General features: G+C 68.8%; 14 protein-coding genes and 1 pseudogene. 7 read left to right on the top strand and 8 right to left on the bottom strand.

Annotation, left to right across the window (positions count from 1 at the left end; translation table 11 throughout):
• Nucleotides 1-43 precede the first annotated feature (43 nt).
• The 3 genes from Acor_RS30435 to Acor_RS30445 form a co-directional block, all read right to left on the bottom strand.
• On the bottom strand, nucleotides 44-538 hold the full coding sequence (locus Acor_RS30435; RefSeq protein WP_155340215.1) for a hypothetical protein: 495 nt from the start codon (nucleotides 536-538) through the stop codon (nucleotides 44-46).
• A gap of 9 nt (nucleotides 539-547) precedes the next feature.
• A complete protein-coding gene (locus Acor_RS30440; RefSeq protein ID WP_155340216.1) occupies nucleotides 548-3466 on the bottom strand; it encodes a CHAT domain-containing tetratricopeptide repeat protein in 2919 nt (972 codons plus the stop codon).
• Between the two features lie 61 nt (nucleotides 3467-3527).
• On the bottom strand, nucleotides 3528-4070 hold the full coding sequence (locus Acor_RS30445; protein WP_155340217.1) for a hypothetical protein: 543 nt from the start codon (nucleotides 4068-4070) through the stop codon (nucleotides 3528-3530).
• A 241-nt stretch (nucleotides 4071-4311) separates the two neighbouring features.
• On the opposite strand from Acor_RS30445, the gene Acor_RS30450 reads away from it, so the two are divergent.
• The 3 genes from Acor_RS30450 (at nucleotide 4312) to Acor_RS30455 (ending at nucleotide 5988) form a co-directional block, all read left to right on the top strand.
• Nucleotides 4312-5166, top strand: a complete 855-nt coding sequence (locus Acor_RS30450; protein ID WP_155340267.1) for a TIGR03619 family F420-dependent LLM class oxidoreductase — start codon at nucleotides 4312-4314, stop codon at nucleotides 5164-5166.
• 156 nt (nucleotides 5167-5322) lie between these two features.
• Nucleotides 5323-5448, top strand: coding sequence for a hypothetical protein (locus Acor_RS45635; RefSeq protein ID WP_281353278.1), 126 nt, complete (start codon nucleotides 5323-5325; stop codon nucleotides 5446-5448).
• Between the two features lie 99 nt (nucleotides 5449-5547).
• On the top strand, nucleotides 5548-5988 hold the full coding sequence (locus Acor_RS30455) for a DUF3995 domain-containing protein (RefSeq protein WP_155340218.1): 441 nt from the start codon (nucleotides 5548-5550) through the stop codon (nucleotides 5986-5988).
• A 140-nt stretch (nucleotides 5989-6128) separates the two neighbouring features.
• Here the strand turns inward: Acor_RS30455 and folP are convergent, their stop codons facing one another.
• Both folP and Acor_RS30465 read right to left on the bottom strand, forming a co-directional pair.
• The gene (gene folP / locus Acor_RS30460; protein ID WP_155340219.1) at nucleotides 6129-6983 is read right to left on the bottom strand and encodes a dihydropteroate synthase; all 855 of its coding nucleotides are present in this window, start codon (nucleotides 6981-6983) and stop codon (nucleotides 6129-6131) included.
• The gene (locus tag Acor_RS30465; protein WP_170317139.1) at nucleotides 6980-7942 is read right to left on the bottom strand and encodes a glycosyltransferase family 2 protein; all 963 of its coding nucleotides are present in this window, start codon (nucleotides 7940-7942) and stop codon (nucleotides 6980-6982) included. The genes folP and Acor_RS30465 overlap by 4 nt, the downstream gene beginning before the upstream one ends.
• A gap of 90 nt (nucleotides 7943-8032) precedes the next feature.
• On the opposite strand from Acor_RS30465, the gene Acor_RS30470 reads away from it, so the two are divergent.
• Nucleotides 8033-9475: a hypothetical protein gene (locus tag Acor_RS30470; protein WP_155340221.1), complete on the top strand. Its 1443-nt coding sequence runs from the start codon at nucleotides 8033-8035 to the stop codon at nucleotides 9473-9475.
• Here Acor_RS30470 and Acor_RS30475 read toward each other — a convergent pair.
• Nucleotides 9439-10911 (bottom strand): XRE family transcriptional regulator, encoded by a 1473-nt coding sequence (locus tag Acor_RS30475; RefSeq protein ID WP_246239341.1) that lies wholly within the window; start codon nucleotides 10909-10911, stop codon nucleotides 9439-9441. The two genes, Acor_RS30470 and Acor_RS30475, sit on opposite strands and share 37 nt — an antisense overlap.
• 361 nt (nucleotides 10912-11272) lie before the next feature.
• Here Acor_RS30475 and aceA point away from each other — a divergent pair, with 361 nt between their 5' ends.
• Both aceA and Acor_RS44835 read left to right on the top strand, forming a co-directional pair.
• Nucleotides 11273-12565 carry an isocitrate lyase gene (aceA, locus tag Acor_RS30480; protein WP_155340269.1) on the top strand — a complete coding sequence of 431 codons (1293 nt, stop codon included), beginning with the start codon at nucleotides 11273-11275 and terminating at the stop codon, nucleotides 12563-12565.
• Between the two features lie 173 nt (nucleotides 12566-12738).
• Nucleotides 12739-13065: pseudogene (locus Acor_RS44835) on the top strand (sigma factor); the annotation flags it as partial.
• Between the two features lie 173 nt (nucleotides 13066-13238).
• Here the strand turns inward: Acor_RS44835 and Acor_RS44840 are convergent.
• Nucleotides 13239-13442: a hypothetical protein gene (locus Acor_RS44840; RefSeq protein ID WP_170317137.1), complete on the bottom strand. Its 204-nt coding sequence runs from the start codon at nucleotides 13440-13442 to the stop codon at nucleotides 13239-13241.
• Nucleotides 13443-13649: 207 nt separating this feature from the next.
• On the opposite strand from Acor_RS44840, the gene Acor_RS44845 reads away from it, so the two are divergent.
• A complete protein-coding gene (locus Acor_RS44845; RefSeq protein ID WP_170317138.1) occupies nucleotides 13650-14411 on the top strand; it encodes a hypothetical protein in 762 nt (253 codons plus the stop codon).
• A gap of 1 nt (nucleotide 14412) precedes the next feature.
• Here the strand turns inward: Acor_RS44845 and Acor_RS30495 are convergent, their stop codons facing one another.
• A complete protein-coding gene (locus tag Acor_RS30495; protein WP_170317140.1) occupies nucleotides 14413-15867 on the bottom strand; it encodes a serine/threonine-protein kinase in 1455 nt (484 codons plus the stop codon).
• Nucleotide 15868 lies beyond the last annotated feature (1 nt).

Below are 15868 nucleotides of genomic sequence, written 5' to 3' on the forward strand. Positions count from 1 at the left end.
TGTCGGACACAAGACAGCATGATCGAGGATCACGTCCCGGCGATCAAACCGAGGTCGCGCCGCAGGTCACGAGATCCCGTGAATGGACACCCTGCAGGAGCTGGTCGTCGAGAAAGCGGATCAGGAAGTCGAGCACGGTGGCGGCGCGGACCTCGACCGCGGGGGCCGATTCCGTTAGTCCCCAGTGCTGGAGGGCGTTGCGCGTCCTGGCGAAGCGGAGGAGCTCTTTCTTGTCGGCCTCGCTGATGCCGATCCCGACGACTTCCACGAGCCTGCGGATGGTTTCCGCGTGGGTGGGGCTCTCGAAGTCACTGTCCAGGTAGTGCTGTTTCCTGGTCTTGGCGGCGTCTTTTACGACCAGGGTCCAGTGTTCGATCTGGAGGCGAGCCTTGAGTAGTACCTCGGAGGCCGCTTGAAGGTGCAGGACGGCGTACTTCAGGTCGCGTGGGCTTGGGTTTTCGCCGAGTAGCTGCATCACGCTGACGAGGTAGTCGACGCCGTTGGGGATGGGCGGGAAGCTCACGTTTCTCTCGGCCATGTGTCCCTCTCAAATGCCGACATGCACGTGCGCGGCCCACTGGGCGGGGCTGGCCGTGAACTGGTCACGAAGCTGACGGATGGCCAGGTGCAGGGCCAGGGCGGTGTGCTCGGTGGCGGGTGTGGTCGTGCCGTCGGCGGTGAGGTGGGTGTAGACGGCGTCGGCGACGCGGGTGGCCAGCACGTCCCTGATCGGCCACAGGGTGCCTACGACCTGCTGGTATCCGGCCAGCTGGAATGCGCCCGTGATGTGCACGGCCTCGTCGGCGAGACGCTGGTTGCCGGCTGTGGTGCTGCACGCCGACAGGTACGCGAGCCGGGCGCGAGTCAGGTCGAGGAGGGATATGCCGGTCACCGTGAGCGGCCGCGTGGCGTGGTCGTGTAGCAGCAATCTGCTGGAGTCGGGCGAATTCCAGTCGCTGAGCCCATGGCAGGCCAGGTGCACGATCGCGTGATCGGGGATGGCCTCGATCACGGCGTCGCGGGTCGCCTGCTCGCCGGAGAGGACGCGGGCGGCGGGAATCAGTTCGGTCAGCCGGCGTGTTTCGGTGCGCGCGCCCGGCAGGTCGGGGGCGTTCGGTGTTTCGGGCATGGCCACGATCAGCGCAGTCGCTTTGATGGACGCGGGCTCGCCGATGTTCAGGCGGGCATGCCGCAGGGCGCGGATCGTCGGGGTGTAGGAGGAGATGACCCGGTCCAGCACCGTGCCGGTCCCGCCGTCATGGTGGCCGGTGGCGTGCAGGGGCAGGAAGGTCAGCTCCCGCTGCGGGCACCACCACAGGCGTGGCCAGGTCTCACCCGGCGGACCGGTGAAACCGAGAGCCTCCAGGACAGGTCCGGTGATGTGGTCCCACGCCCACCGCAGCACCTGGTGAATCTGCTGCTGGGCGGCCCGGCGGCGGTTGAGTGTGCCGGTCTCGGTGTCGGCTACCGCGCCGAGGAAACGTGTGACCTGGTCGAGGACGTCCTGGTGCGTCAACGTGGAAAGCGGTACTACCCGGACCGGGCGGTCGGGATCGGCGGTGACGATGAGCGCGTCACAGCGATGCCAGCTGAGATTCACCAGCACGATCGGGCCGTCGGCGGCCTGCGGCCACAGCCGGTCGATGCCCGGCGGCAGCAGAAACTCCTCCAAACCGGGCACGGCCCGGATCTCGGCGAGCAGCGCGTCCCATTCCACGGCAAGCTCGCGACGCCGTACGGCCACCGGTCTGGCCGCGACCCGGGCATCGGGTTCCAGGAGCTGGGCGTCCACCAGGATCCGCTCCAGCACGTCCATCTCCGAGTACTCGACCAGTTCGTCCGTCAGCGTGGTGTGGTCGGCCAGGTCGAGTTCCTCCCGTACCAGCTCGAACTGGGCGGCCAGGCCGGGTGCGCGGGCCCGGAGTTCGGCGCGGTCGCCGCGCGCGCCGATCACCTCGCCGAGCAGCACCCCCCGGGCCAGTTCCAGCAGTTCGACCGCGCGCTCCGGGCGCCCCAACTCGATCGCGGCCGCGGCCGCCTCCGACGCGAGCCCCACCGCCTGGCCCAGACCGTGCTCGCGGTCGGGCCGTTCGAGTGATCGGGACGCGACGGCGGCCAGTAGCGCGATCGCCGCCTCGTAGGCCGCGAGCGCCCGCGTGAATTCACCCACGCCCATGGCCGCGTCCGCGAGACGGCGGTTGGCGTTCAGCCGCAGCGTCGCCGTCGCGCCTTCCGTCTCCGCCGACTCGGCGAACGCCTCCAGGGCCTCGCGCACGGAGACCGGTTCCAGCACGGCGCCGAGGTTGTACAGGTACATGGCACGCTGGGCGTCGCCGGGCGGGGTCAGTTCCACGGCTTCCCGGCAGACCGCGATGGCCTCGGCCAGGACGTGCTCGTCCTTCTCATAGGTGTACGACATGCGTAGCGCGTCACCCAGATTGGACAGGAACCGGGCACGACCGGGGTCGTCGGAAGTCGCGGCGGCGACCGCGCGGCGATGGATGTCGATCGCTTCTGCCAGCGTCCGGAAGTCCCGGGGGCGCTCCGAGTACGTCGCCAGCGCGACCCCAAGGTTGGTCAGGTAGACCGGGTGATCGGGGGCGAGTTCGACGACTTCCCGGCCGAGGTCGACCGCCTCGGCAAGCCTTTCCACCACCTGGGTCCGCTGGTAGAGGGTTCGTAAGTAGATCCCCAGGTTGGACAGGTAGACGACACGTTCGGGATAGTCCGGGCCCGCCACGGAGAGGGCCAGCCTGGCCGCCTCGACGGCCTCGGTGACGATCAGCAGGTCGTTCGATTCCTTGCCGAGGTCCCAGAGCACGGCCGCGTGCAGGGAAAGAATCTTGTGGTTGTCCTCGCCCGCGAGACGTCCCAGTTCGGCGGCCTTGACCAGGGCCGCCGGCTCGCGGTTCTGCTGCCACAGCTCGTGCAGGTTCTCGATGAGGCTGGCCAGCATCTCCGCGCGCTGATGATGCCCGGCGGGAACCGCCAGCAGGAACTGCGCCGCCGCGTCGTCCAGATAGGCGGGATCGCCCGTCTGCTCCCACTCCTCCAGGAGATCGACGCCGCCGTTCCAGATGGCGATGTCCACGGTCTCGTCGGGCTGGAACATGCCGTCGGGCGCGGTCATTTCCACGAATTCCCGCAGCATGGGCGGGAGTTGATCGGCCGCCGCCTCGTACACGATGGACAGCAGCCGCATCGCCGCGAACAGGTCCGCCTGCCCGTCGGCGTCGGACCGCACCTGGTAGCGCCACCAGTGCACCGCCCCCGCCGTGTACGTCGCCGGGAGATCTTCGGCGGGGTCGGGGACGAGGGCGAGCAGGCGCTGAACCAGCTCGACGGCTTCGTCGTCCAGGATCGCCAGTGGATCGCCACCGGCGTCCACCGCCAGCAGCCGCGATTCGAGCTTCTCGAGGAGAACTCGCCGCTCGTGCCGGGCTCGCGCTTCCCGCCAGCTTGTCATGTTTCCGCCAGGGGCCTGGGATTGCTCCGAGCGTACTTCGTTCCGGCCCTGGGCGCAGAGGTCAGGGACTGAAGTCGCAGACGTAGCTCGACCTGGCGACCTGCCACTGCCAGTGGGTGTTCTCGTCGTAATCGTTGTAGTAGGGGTTTGCCGAGTCGGGCTCTTGTGGTGGAGGCACGACGTACACGGTCTCGGTGCCCCAAGGTCGCGCCACCTGCACCGGGATCGGCCACTCCTCGATGAGGACGGAATTACAGTCGGTGACCTCGTAGACGAACTCGAGTTGTGCCGTGTCGCCGTGCTCCAGGGTGATGGGCAGTTTCACGCCCTCGATTTGAACCAAACGTATGGAGGAATTGCTGCGACCGGCTCCCACGATGGTGGTGGAGGTCCATCCGTCGTTCTTGACGCCGAATCTGATGGAAAAGGTCTTCGTGTCGCCGGAGCCCCAGCCTTGGCTGCCGTCCAGCCAGACCACCTGGAAGCGTGCGTTCACCAGGCTCGAGTTCCACACGAACACCCCGGCGAGGAGCACGAGTACGGCAGCCAGGACCAGGCCCCTCTTCCGGCGCACGCGTGGTTTCGCGGGTTCCATCTGGCTCACGTCCCGATCATTACATAGACGCAATGCGGGAGAAAGGTCTGGTTCACCTCGTCTATTTTCCTTGGCTATTTTGGTTCAGTTCGGATTGCTTCTATTCGTCGCGGGCTCCTGTACTCCGCCGGATCCGGGAATTTCGACTCCGGAATTGTCGGCGAAAGGCGCTGGTTGCCTTGACGCTAATGGCAAGGTTCTAGCGTGGCTGCCGACCATCGCATGGGCTGACTAACCTGAGGGAATGATGATGAAGTTTGGAATCAGCTACAGCACGCCCTACTACGGCGTTGACCCTGACAAGATCATGGCCTATGCGCAGCAGGCCGAGGAGTGCGGCTTCGAGTCGCTGTACCTGCCGGAGCACATCGCGCTGTACCCGGGCGCGATGGTCGGGCGCTTCGAGTTGCCGCCGTCGCTGCCGTACGTCGATCCGCTCGATTGTTTGAGTTTCGTGGCCGCGGCTACGCGACGGATCCTGCTCGGTACGGGTGTGCTGCTGCTGCCGTACCACCATCCTGTGGTTCTCGCCAAGCGGCTGGCGACCATCGATGTGCTGTCCAAGGGGCGGATGCGGCTGCTGACCGCGGGGCTCGGCGCCCTGCCCGGTGAGGCTCGGGCGGTGGGGGTTGATTTCAGCTCCCGCGGCCGTCGTGCCGACGAGGCGATTGACGTGATGCGGCTGCTCTGGGCCGGCGGCGAAGAGGGTGTCAGTTTCGACGGGGAGTTCTTCGCCTTCGATGATCTGTGCCAGTTCCCGAAACCCCACGGAGTCACCCACTTGCCGATCCACGTCGGCGGATCGAGCCGGGCCGCCGCACGCCGCGCCGGGCTACGCGGCGACGGCTACTTCCCTGGTGGCGCACTCGATCTCAACGAGCGCGCCATCCAGCTGGACCTCGCCCGGTCGACCGCCGTTGAGGCCGGTCGTAGCCCGGAAACGCTGGAGTACACACGATCGGGGTCGATCGACATGACCCTCGATCAGGTTGAGGCATTCGCCGCACAAGGCGTGACCCGCATCGTCGTGGGTGCCACCGCCACCGAGCCGGGCCAGCAACGCGAAGAGATGTCCGCCTTCGCCCAGCGGTTCGCCCTCGTCTAACACATGCCGCGATAGAGAGCATCGTCCAACGTCACCGCCACCTGGTGCCACGTCGATCTCCCGATCCGGTCTGGAAAGATGGTCAGTGGCCGCCAATGGTTCGCCCCGACTCGCATGCTGAGGGGCACTGATCGCTTTGCCGGTACGTTGACCCGGATGATGGCTCTCCCCGCGTCGGCGACCGGCTTCGACGAGTTGACGGCTGCCCCGCTGCAGATCATCAAGAGAGCGCGCCACCGCCTGACCAATGTCGAGTTCGGCACGCCGCTGGACAGGAAATAGGGCGGCGGGATCATGAAATCGGCAATGCCGTGGGCCTGGAAGCGACCGACCGCGTACGCGGCGTACGCCACATGCGTGTGCACTGCGGCCTACGGTCTGATGAAACTCGCCCAGGCGCTGGGCGCGAACGCTCTGGCGGACAAGGACCCGCTGCCGCCGGACCTGCGGCGGCGGCTTCTGGCGCGTGACCCGCTGTTTGTGGCCAGCCACTGGATTCTGTTCACCCTTGCCATCGTCGGTATTGTCATCGCGCTCGCGACCATACGCCCTTGGGGCAGGCGGTTTCCGCGGTGGATTCTGCTCACCGCCACGTGGACGGCGGGAATCTTCATGATCGTGCGGTCCTTGGGCCCGGTGGGTTATGGCTTCGTCGGTGACACGCTGGTACTCACCGGCGTGCAGCCACCGCCGCCTCAGCATGCCGAACTGGCCCGCCATCTGGCTCGCTGGGATCTCATGCTCTGGTCGCCGTTCTTCCTGCTGTGGGGCCTGTTGTGGACGGCGACGGCATGGCGCTTCACCCGCACGACTCGAACCTAAAGTCCGATGCCCATACCGGAAGCCTCAGCGCTGTCTCACCGTGCCGCGATTCGCCGTCGAACGGCGCCCATGCCCGCCACGCCGGACGGCAAGCCCTGCTGGTCCTCACCCACCTGCGCAATCGTGAGGTCCGCCGGGCATCACATGTTGTGGCGGAGGTTGACGGGGTCGTGCCAGCCGAGGAGGGCTTCGGTCATGCGGATGGCGTCCACTGAGGCGCGGACGTCGTGGACGCGGATGATTCGGGCGCCGTTGAGGACGCAGAAGACGGCGGCGGCGAGGGAGCCGGGGAGGCGGTCGTGCTGGGGGCGGTTGAGGGTTTCGCCGATGAAGTCCTTGTTGGAGAGGGCGACGAGGAGGGGGTGGCCGAGGGCGGCGAGTTCGGGAAGGCGGCGGGTCAGGGCGAGGGTGTGGAGGGTGTTCTTGTTGAGGTCGTGGCCGGGATCGACGATGATCTTGTCGGGGGCGACGCCGGACTGTTCGGCGAAGGCGACGCGGTCGCGGAGGAAGGCGACGACTTCGGCGGTCACGTCGTCGTAGGTCGGGCGGGGGTGGTGGACGCGGGGGCCGGACAGGCTGTGGGTGACGACCAGGCCGGCGTTCGCGGCGGCGACCGCGGTGGCGAGGGCGGGGTCGCTGACGCCGCTGGTGTCGTTGACGACGTCGGCGCCGGCTCTGATGGCGGCTTCGGCGACCGTGCCGCGGTGGGTGTCGACGGAGATCACGGCGTCGGTGGCGGCGCGGATGGCCTCGATCAGGGGGACCACGCGGTCGATCTCTTCGGTGACGCCGACCTGGGGGCCGTCGGGGCCGAAGGGGACGCCGCCGATGTCGAGCCAGTCGGCGCCGTCCGAGACGGCGGACAGTGCGGCTTCGACGGCTTTGTCCAGGGCGAAGGTACGGCCTCGATCATGGAAGGAGTCAGGTGTGCGGTTGATGATGGCCATCACCGCGACCTGGCGAGAGAAGTCGAACGTCCGGGCTCCGAGCTTCATTTCACTCCTGTGGGTGGCAGCGGCGCGGCGGCGGCCGCCATCAGATGTGCGAGGTAGGCGTCCCGGTCTTCGAGATCGCCGCGGTAGCTTCCCATCGTTTCGGCCAGCCACGCCACCCAGTGGTCCCAGGCGGGGCGGGCGGGCGGGGCCAGGCGGCCGTGGGCGATGGCGACGTCGAGGATGGCCTTGCCGATCTCACGTCCCATATCCGGTTTGTACCGGAACCGCTGCCGGTACATGCCGATGGGCGTGACTATGAACGGCCGCCCGGACACGGCGACGGTCAGATTCAGATGCGCCTCCACCCCGAAGTCATCCGGAACGTCGGCCACCAGCTCCGGCCGCACCACCCGGAACCCGCTCAGCGGCCGGCGCCCGAATCGCCCGTCGGCTTCGGGGAACAGGGCTCTCACCAGGGTCGGATACAGGGCGATCGTGTTGCCCAGCACGGGCTCGGGCGGCGGATCCGTGAACTCGCCGACGATCATCGCCACCTCGTCACCCGCGCCGAGAGCCCTCTCCCGCAGAACGGCGGCGATGTTGTGCGACGTCTCAACAAGATCGGCATCGAGGAAGCACACCCACGGCGTGTCCACGAAGCTCGCCGCCAACCGCATGGCCGCACCCTTCCCCAGCGGCCCTCGAATCACCTCGGCCCCGGCCTCCGCCGCGAGATCCGCCGTGGCATCCGTGGACCCACTGTCCACCACGACGACACGACTTCGGCGGGCAGGATCACCCATCGGTTCGCCGCCACCGTCCTCGTGAGTGCGCCTGGCCCCCGCCGAGCCACCGGCACCCTCAACGCGATCGGCCTCCGCCGGGCCGCCACGCTCGACGCGATTACGCTCGCCCCCCACCAAGCCGCCGGCGCCCTGAACGTGAGCGCGCCCGGCCCCCACCGAAACCTCCGCCGGCCCGGATGAAGCCGCCTGGGCCGCCGCGACCGCGCCCGCCACCGTCTCCTGCTCATTATGGGCAAGGATCACGAATGTGATCATCCTGCGACCCCCAGAATCGCCCGCGCCCCGTGGACTAGAATCCGCAAAGTGATCATTTATGATCCCCTACCCCCCGTATGGACCGTCAGCTGGTTCCGAGGCTACGATCTGGGGGTCCTCGCCGACATTCCCCCGCCCGAGCTCCTGGCCACCGGCATGCCGCCGGACGCGGAACCCTTTGACGTCGGCGCGCACACCTTCTTCGACCTGCAGGCCCGCAGGCTCGGGCATTTCGCCAAGATACGGCTCGCCCCGATCGAGTTCAGCGGGGTCCTCCGGCTCCCCCACGGCGAACTCCCGGTCAGCGGAAGCGTCCGGGTCCACATCCTCGCCCACGCCTCCGGATTCATCGTCATCCGCCCCACACTTCACTCCGCGAACGCGGTCCTGCCGCGCGGGCACGGCGCCGACCTGCTGAACCAGCTCGAACGAGCCTCCTACGTGTACGACTACCCACTCCGCTGGCACGTATCCGACGCCGGCGACCCCGTCACCGGCGGTGTGCGCAGCCTGATGAACTGGGTCTACCTCGACCTGACCGAACGCGCCCGCGGCCGGGCGGACGCGCCGCCGGCGGCGTGGGCGGTCGAGGGCATGAAGGGCTGCGACCGGCTGCACGAGATGTCACGGAAAGGAGAGCTCGCGTATCCGTTCCCGGTGAGTTTCGGGCCGCAGTTCGAGCTGGTGCTGCCGAAGCTGGACCGGCTGGTCACCGCGGAACCGTCGAAGCACGCGGAGGCCATCGCGCAGTCCCTGCTCTACCCGGCCGAGCAGTCGACTCCCCCGAAGCCGGTCGGATCCAACCAGATCGACCCGGATGTCTGGTGGTTCGTCGGCGAGTCGAAGGCGGCGCTGCTCACCTCCACCGGGCGGATCGACGACGATCATGACGCGATCGACCCGGACCGCACCCAGCTCATGGAGTTCCTGGCGCTTCGCCGTACCACCCTGACCTGCGTGCAGCGGGACACCCAGCGGGTGCTGACCGAGCGGGGCGCGGTCAGCAGGGGGCAGGTCGAGCGGTGGCAGCACATCGTGGCCAGCACCAGCGACGACTACGTGCTGGACGGCCGGATCGGGCAGCTGCTCGCGCCGCTGCTCCGGCACAATCTGGACGATGTACGGATCCGCGACATCACCGGCATGGAGTTACAGGTCCGGCAGAACCTCGCCTGGTTCCAGCAGCGGATGGACACGCTGTCGGAGTGGACCGGCGGGCTGGTCGGCGCGGCGGTCGGGTCGGCGGCGATGGTGCTGAGCCTACAGGAGGTGGTGAAGGTCATGCTGGCGAAGGCGACCGGCGTGGAGGTGGACAAGGTGCTCAACGCGCACGGCGCGATGTTCGCCCTGATCATGTTCTTACTGGTCTGCCTGTCGTTCGTGCTGGCCCTGGCCGGGATCCGGTGGGTGACCTCACGGCTGCGGCCCTTCCATTTCAGAACCAGGCGCCGCCGTCACCCCGCCGCCGCGTGGCGCTCCAGGAAGGCGTAGACGTCGGCCTCGTCGACGCCGGGGAACGAACCGGGCGGAAGGGCCGCCAGGACGTGGGAGTGCGCGCGCGCCGACGGCCACGCGTAGCCGTCCCAGCGCTGCGACAGCTCGACCGGCGGGCGGCGGCAGCACTCGCCGTTCGGACAGTTCGACTTCTTGCGCACCGTGGTCTCCCGCCCGCGGAACCAGCGCGACTCCCGGAACGGCACGCCGAGGGTGATCGCGAAATCCTTCTCCTGGGACGGGTCCACGTGCGCGACGCAGAAGTGGGTACCTGACGGCGAGTCCGAATACTGGTGGTACGGCGAGAAACGATCCCTGGCCAGGAAGACCTGCCGGCCGGACCACTGCCGGCAGAGCCGCTGCCCCTCGATCGAGCCCTGCTCGTCGGAGGGGAAGAGCACCCCGTCGTTCTCGTACGCCTTGTAGATGATTCCGCCCGCGTCGTTCCGGACGAAGTGGCACACCAGGTCCAGGTGGTGGGTGGCCAGGTTGGTGAATCGGTGCGCGGCCATCTCGTACGACACCGCGAACACGTCCCGCAGGTCCTCCACCGACAGCGCCCGGTCGCGTTTGGCCTCCAGCAGGTACGGCGCCGCCGCCGCCTCCGGCATCAGGACCGCCGCGGCGAAGTAGTTGGCCTCCACCCGCTGCCGCAGGAAGTCCGCGAAGTCACGCGGTTTGTGGTGGGAGAGCGCGAAGTGCCCGATGGTCTGGAGCAGGATGGTCCGCGGGGTGTGCATCCCGAGCTGCTCGCGTTTGAGGTAGATCCGCCGGTTGCGCAGATCGGTTACCGACCGGGCCGATCGCGGCAGGTCGGGAGCGGTGTGCACGGTGAAGCCGAAGTGTTCGACCAGCGCTTGGACCGTGCTCTGGGAGAGCGCTCCGGTCCGGTAGCCGACGGCGGCCAGCGCTTCGGCGGCGGCCCGCTCGATGTCCTCGAAGTAGTTGCCCAGTTCGCTCTGCTTGCGGCGGAGTTCGGCGTTGGCGGCCCGCGCCTCCTCCGGGGTGGCGGTGCCTTTGGCCTGGCGCGCCTTGAGCTCCTCGTACAGCGCGAGGATGTGTTCGAGCACGTCGTTGGTGACCCGGGCGGACACTTTCAGCCGGGCCAGCCCGAGCGCGGCGTACAGCGGATCCCGCTGGGCCTCCTCCAGAGCGATCTCCAGCTGCGCCCGCCGGTTCGGCGCCTGCCGCCTCAACAGCTCCTCGACCGGCACGTTCAACGCCCCGGCCAGCGACTTCAGCAGCGACAGCTTCGGCTCGCGCTTGCCGTTCTCCAGCAGCGACAGCTGGCTCGGCGCCCGGCCGACCCGCTCGCCGAGCTCGGACAGGGTGAGCCCACGCTGCCGCCGCAGGTGCTTGAGGCGCTGGCCGAAGGCCAGAAGATCGAGCTCCTGCGTCAAAGACAGCGGTTCTTCACCGAGCAAGGAGGGCATGCAGCGATCCTAGGCAGAATTTCACGCCTTCTTCCACCCCCGTGTGAGCTACCCCACACTGACAGCCCTCATCAACCCCAGAAATCCGGGTAAATCACCATATAACCAGACAAAACGGCACGGTCTGGTGTGACTCAGCTCACAGAGATTGGTCTAGTCCATAACGAAAACTCGGCGATTCTTCTCCGCTGAATACTCATCAGTATTTTGTTACAAGAAAATTTGGCCTTCTTTCGAGCTTCCCCACCTTGCTGGATCTCTTGACGTCGACACAAACTCAGACCAAGCACCCAGGTGACGACACCGCCCTCCGCCGGGCCCGCCGGCCGCGGAGAGGCACGCAACAAGGGAGTGACAGATGATGGTCGAACGCCTCAGATCCGCCGCCGCTCAGCTGCGGCACGACTGGGAGAGCAATCCCCGTTGGGCCGGAACCGAGCGGACGTACAGCCCTGAGGACGTGGTGAAGCTGCGCGGCTCCGTGCAGGAGCAGTTCACCCTCGCCCGCCTCGGCGCCAAGCGCCTGTGGGACCTGCTGCACACCCAGGACTACGTGAACGCGCTCGGCGCGCTCACCGGCAACCAGGCCGTTCAGCAGGTGAAGGCGGGCCTGAAGGCCATCTACCTGTCCGGCTGGCAGGTCGCGGCCGACGCCAACCTGAGCGGGCAGACCTACCCCGACCAGAGCCTCTACCCGGCCAACTCGGTCCCTGCCGTGGTCCGCCGGATCAACAACGCGCTGCTCAGGGCCGACCAGATCACCTGGGCCGAGTCGTTCCACAACGGCGTCGACGACCCGCCGCAGTGGATGGCGCCGATCGTGGCCGACGCCGAGGCCGGTTTCGGCGGCGTGCTGAACGCCTTCGAGCTGATGCGCGCCATGATCGCGGCCGGCGCCGCGGGTGTGCACTGGGAGGACCAGCTGGCCTCCGAGAAGAAGTGCGGCCATCTCGGCGGGAAGGTGCTCATCCCCACCGGGCAGCACATCAAGACCCTGAACGCGGCGCGGCTCGCGGCCGACGTGTGCGGGGTGTCCACGCTGATCATCGCGCGTACCGACGCGCAGGCGGCGACGCTGCTGACCAGCGACGTCGACCCCCGGGACCAGCGGTTCGCGACCGGCGAGCGGACCGCGGAGGGCTTCTACCGGGTGCGCGGGGGCATCGAGCCGTGCATCGCCCGCGGGCTGGCGTACGCGCCGTACTCGGATCTGCTCTGGATGGAGACCGCCACGCCGGACCTGGACGTGGCCCGCCGGTTCGCCGAGGCGATCAAGGCCGAGTACCCGGACCAGATGCTCGCCTACAACTGCTCCCCGTCGTTCAACTGGAAGCAGCACCTGGACGACTCGACGATCGCCAAGTTCCAGCGCGAGCTCGGCCACATGGGGTACAAGTTCCAGTTCATCACCCTGGCCGGGTTCCACGCCCTCAACCATTCCATGTTCGAGCTGGCCAGCGGCTACGCCGAGGAGGGCATGACCTCCTACGTCGAGCTGCAGGAGCGGGAGTTCGCGGCCGAGGCCCGCGGCTACACCGCCACCCGGCACCAGCGCGAGGTCGGCACCGGTTACTTCGACCTGGTCAGCACCGCCATCGCGCCGGACTCGGCGACCACGGCCCTGCGGGGCTCCACTGAGGAGGCCCAGTTCTAGCCTCCCGCGAGCGCGCGGCCCCGCCACCGCAGGTCACCCTTCAGGACCTGACGGCACCGTGGCGGGGCCGTGCCGTTTCCGCGTGCAACAGTTCGGCCCGCTGCCCCGTCTGAGCGGATGTGGAAGAAGACGACGACTACGCGAGGTTCGCGGCGGATCGCGCCGACGCACTGATGCGGTTCGGCTACGTTCTGAGCGGAAATCCGCACGACGCCGCCGACCTGGCCCAGAAAGCGCTGGTACGGCTCCGCGCCGCCTGGCCCCGGGTCCGCCGCAAGGGCAACCCCGAGGCGTACGTCCGGACGACGATGACCCGCCTGCACGTCAACGCCTGGCGGGTCCGCAGCCGCGAGCGCCTCTCCTGGGATCCGCCCGACCAGCCCGTGTTCGACTCCCCCGACGACGGCGTCCTGTGGGCGTCCCTGGCCGGGCTGCCCAAGCGGCAGCGGGCGGTGCTGGTGCTGCGCTACTACGAGGATCTCTCCGACGCCGAGATCGCCGACATGCTGAAGATCTCCCGAGGCACCGTACGGAGCCAGGCCTCGCGCGCTCGACAAGCTCCGGACTCTCCAGCCCCTGGGAAGCAACCGATGAACGAACTGGAAGAAAGGCTCAGGCGGACGCTGTCGACGGCCGCCCAGCAGGCTCCCCCCGCTCCGGCCGGCCTGGCCGGTCAGCCGGCGAAGAGCCGCCGGATCACGATGCTGATCGCCGCGGTCGCCGTGGCGGCTGTCGTCACCGCGCCGCTGACGGTCTCCCCGCTCGGCTCCCTCATCGCCGGGCCGGCCGCCACCACCGCTGCCCAGCCCCCGCCCGCGACCCTGCCGCCGCCGCTGGAGCGGGTATGGCCGGACGCGATCCGCGAAATACCCCTCAAGCTGCCCAATGGCAAGAAATTTCGGCCTTTGCTCTTCCTGCCGGGCGGGGAGCTCCTGATCAGCACCGAGGCGAGCTTCGAGAAGGCCGACCTGCTCGCCTCCTACGATCTGGAGACCGGCACGGTGCGGGACCTCGTCCGGATTGTCACGCTGCCGGACACCATCTATTTCGCCGCCGATTTCGCCGTCGGATCCGGGACGATCGTGTGGACCTCGACCCGCCGCGTGAACGACCGGGAGACGTCGACGTCTGGACGGCCCCGCTCACCGGAGGAAGGGCGACGGTGCTCGCCTCGGTCGACACCGACGGACGCACCGAGGGCAGCGCCCTCTACGGCCTGTCCGTCGCCGGGAACGACCTCTACTGGTCGACCGCGGGCGACGGGGGCGGCGTCTGGCGGCTCCCGCTCACCGGCGGCGCACCGCCGTCCCGGGTTCCCCACACCTTCGGCTTCCACCTGTTCTCCTATCCGTGGGTGGGCAGCCCCAACGAGTATCAGCGGACGCCCTCGGGCCCGTCGCCGTTCGGCGTCTTCCCGCCGCTCTTCGGGTCCCTGCTCAACGTCCAGACCGGGGAGTTCCGGACCGCGTCCGTCCCCGCCGAGGTCTCGTTCTGGGCCTGCGGCCTGACCCGGTGCGTCGGCAACCTCCCTCCCGGGCCCGGCGATCAGCGGCAGCCCGCGGCCACCCGCCTCCGGGACGGCTCAGATGAGCGGGTCTTCCCCTGGATGTCCGCCATGAACGCCCAGATCGCCCTGGACCGATTCACGATCCTGACGGTGTCCGACGAGGACCAGCGGCTCGTGGGGGCGGCCCTGGTGGACCTCGTCACGGGTGACGCCGCCGATCTGGGCCTCCGCCAGGAGGGCGGCGGCATTGCCGTGAGCGCACTCCACGCCGATACCGACATGTACGCCTACGAGCTCAAGGACAAAATGATCATCGTCGACCTGAAGAAGATCGAGTAGCTCACGGGGTCGGGCTGGGCGAAGGCGACGGGCTCGGCGAAGGGGACGGCGAGGGGGACGGCTGCGGTGACTCCTCGTCGCCCCACTGCGGTTCGGTGCTGATCCCCCCGGTCGGGGTCGGGATGGTGGGGGCCGGAGACGACGGCGCTCCCGTGGCCGTCGACGGCGGCGTGGTCGCCGGGGGCGGCGACGGCACGAGCGAGCTCCATGGGTCCTCCGCCGATCCGCCGGTCGGATCCAGCGTGTGGGTGGCGGTGACCGTGACCGGTGCCCCCGCCGTCTGGCCTGGCGCCGTCGGCGGGCGCGCCGTCCCGAGCACCTCGCCGGGATCGACTGTGCGGTCCACGCCGGGCACCAGCATGGGGAACGCGATCGGCGGTTCGGCCACCTTCTCCACCTGGGCGGGCGTCTGTGCGGCCGTGGCCACGGTGAGCGCCGCGATGGCCGCGGTCGCCAGAGCGGCGAACCCGGCGTGCGAGAAGTGCACCCCGGGCCGCTCCTTACGGCGCCGCTTGGCCGGCGGGGCCTCATCCACCGGCGGGAACTCCATCGAATCCGACTCACGCGGAATCGCCGGGTACGCCACCGGCTGCCATATCTCCGCGAATACCGACGCCACCGCCTGCCGGTTGTCCCCCGGCAACCCGATCCCACCGGCCGCCAGCAGCGCCGACAGCAGTTCCGCCGCGTCAGGCCGCTCCTCGGGCTCCTTGCGCAGCGCGGCGGCGACAGTGTCCCAGAGCAGTTTCGGCACGGCCGAGACGCGCGGCTGCTCCACCAGGATCCGCCGCATGATCACCTCGGCCTCGCCGGAGCCGAACGGGTGGTGCCCGGTCGAGGCGAACGCGATCAGGCAGCCCCAGGAGAAGATGTCCGAGGACGGCAGGGCGTGGCCGCCGGTCAGGCGTTCCGGGGCGACCCAGCCGGGGCTGCCCATGACCTGGCCGGCCTGGGTGTGGGCGGCGACGGTGTCCAGGTCCCGGGCGATGCCGAAGTCGATCACGAAGGGGCCGCGCGGGGAAAGCAGGACATTTCCGGGTTTGAGGTCGCGGTGCACCAGGCCGGCCTCGTGCGTGGCCAGCAGGGCGGCGGCGGTGCCGAGGGCGACGCCGTACGCGAGGTCGGGGGTGAGGGCGCCGCGGGCGGCGACGACCTGGGAGAGCGCGGGGCCGGGAATGTACTCGGTGACCAGGTAGGGGCGGTCCCGGTCGAGTCCGTCCTCGATCACGGCGGCCGTGCAGAAGGGGACGACCCGGCGGGAGAAGGCGACCTCCTCCTCGAACCTGGCGCGCAGCGTGCGGTCGCCCAGGTGCACGGCGTGTGGCGTCTTGAGTGCGACCAGGCCGCCCTCGGGGCGCTCGGCGAGGTAGACGACCCCCATCCCGCCGGTGCCGAGACGGCCGAGCAGCAGGTAGCGCCCGATGATCACCGGGTCCCCCACGGTGAGCGGACGCACG

The organism is Acrocarpospora corrugata (assembly GCF_009687845.1).
In the GTDB taxonomy this organism is placed as follows: Bacteria; Actinomycetota; Actinomycetes; order Streptosporangiales; family Streptosporangiaceae; genus Acrocarpospora; species Acrocarpospora corrugata.

Coding starts and splice junctions, on each gene's coding strand:
- Acor_RS30440 (WP_155340216.1), bottom strand. CDS start 3,466: ATGACAAGCTGGCGGGAAGCGCGAGCCCGGCACGAGCGGCGAGTTCTC.
- Acor_RS30435 (WP_155340215.1), bottom strand. CDS start 538: ATGGCCGAGAGAAACGTGAGCTTCCCGCCCATCCCCAACGGCGTCGAC.
- folP (WP_155340219.1), bottom strand. CDS start 6,983: ATGAAGCTCGGAGCCCGGACGTTCGACTTCTCTCGCCAGGTCGCGGTG.
- aceA (WP_155340269.1), top strand. CDS start 11,273: ATGGTCGAACGCCTCAGATCCGCCGCCGCTCAGCTGCGGCACGACTGG.
- Acor_RS30455 (WP_155340218.1), top strand. CDS start 5,548: ATGAAACTCGCCCAGGCGCTGGGCGCGAACGCTCTGGCGGACAAGGAC.
- Acor_RS45635 (WP_281353278.1), top strand. CDS start 5,323: ATGATGGCTCTCCCCGCGTCGGCGACCGGCTTCGACGAGTTGACGGCT.
- Acor_RS30450 (WP_155340267.1), top strand. CDS start 4,312: ATGAAGTTTGGAATCAGCTACAGCACGCCCTACTACGGCGTTGACCCT.
- Acor_RS30475 (WP_246239341.1), bottom strand. CDS start 10,911: ATGCCCTCCTTGCTCGGTGAAGAACCGCTGTCTTTGACGCAGGAGCTC.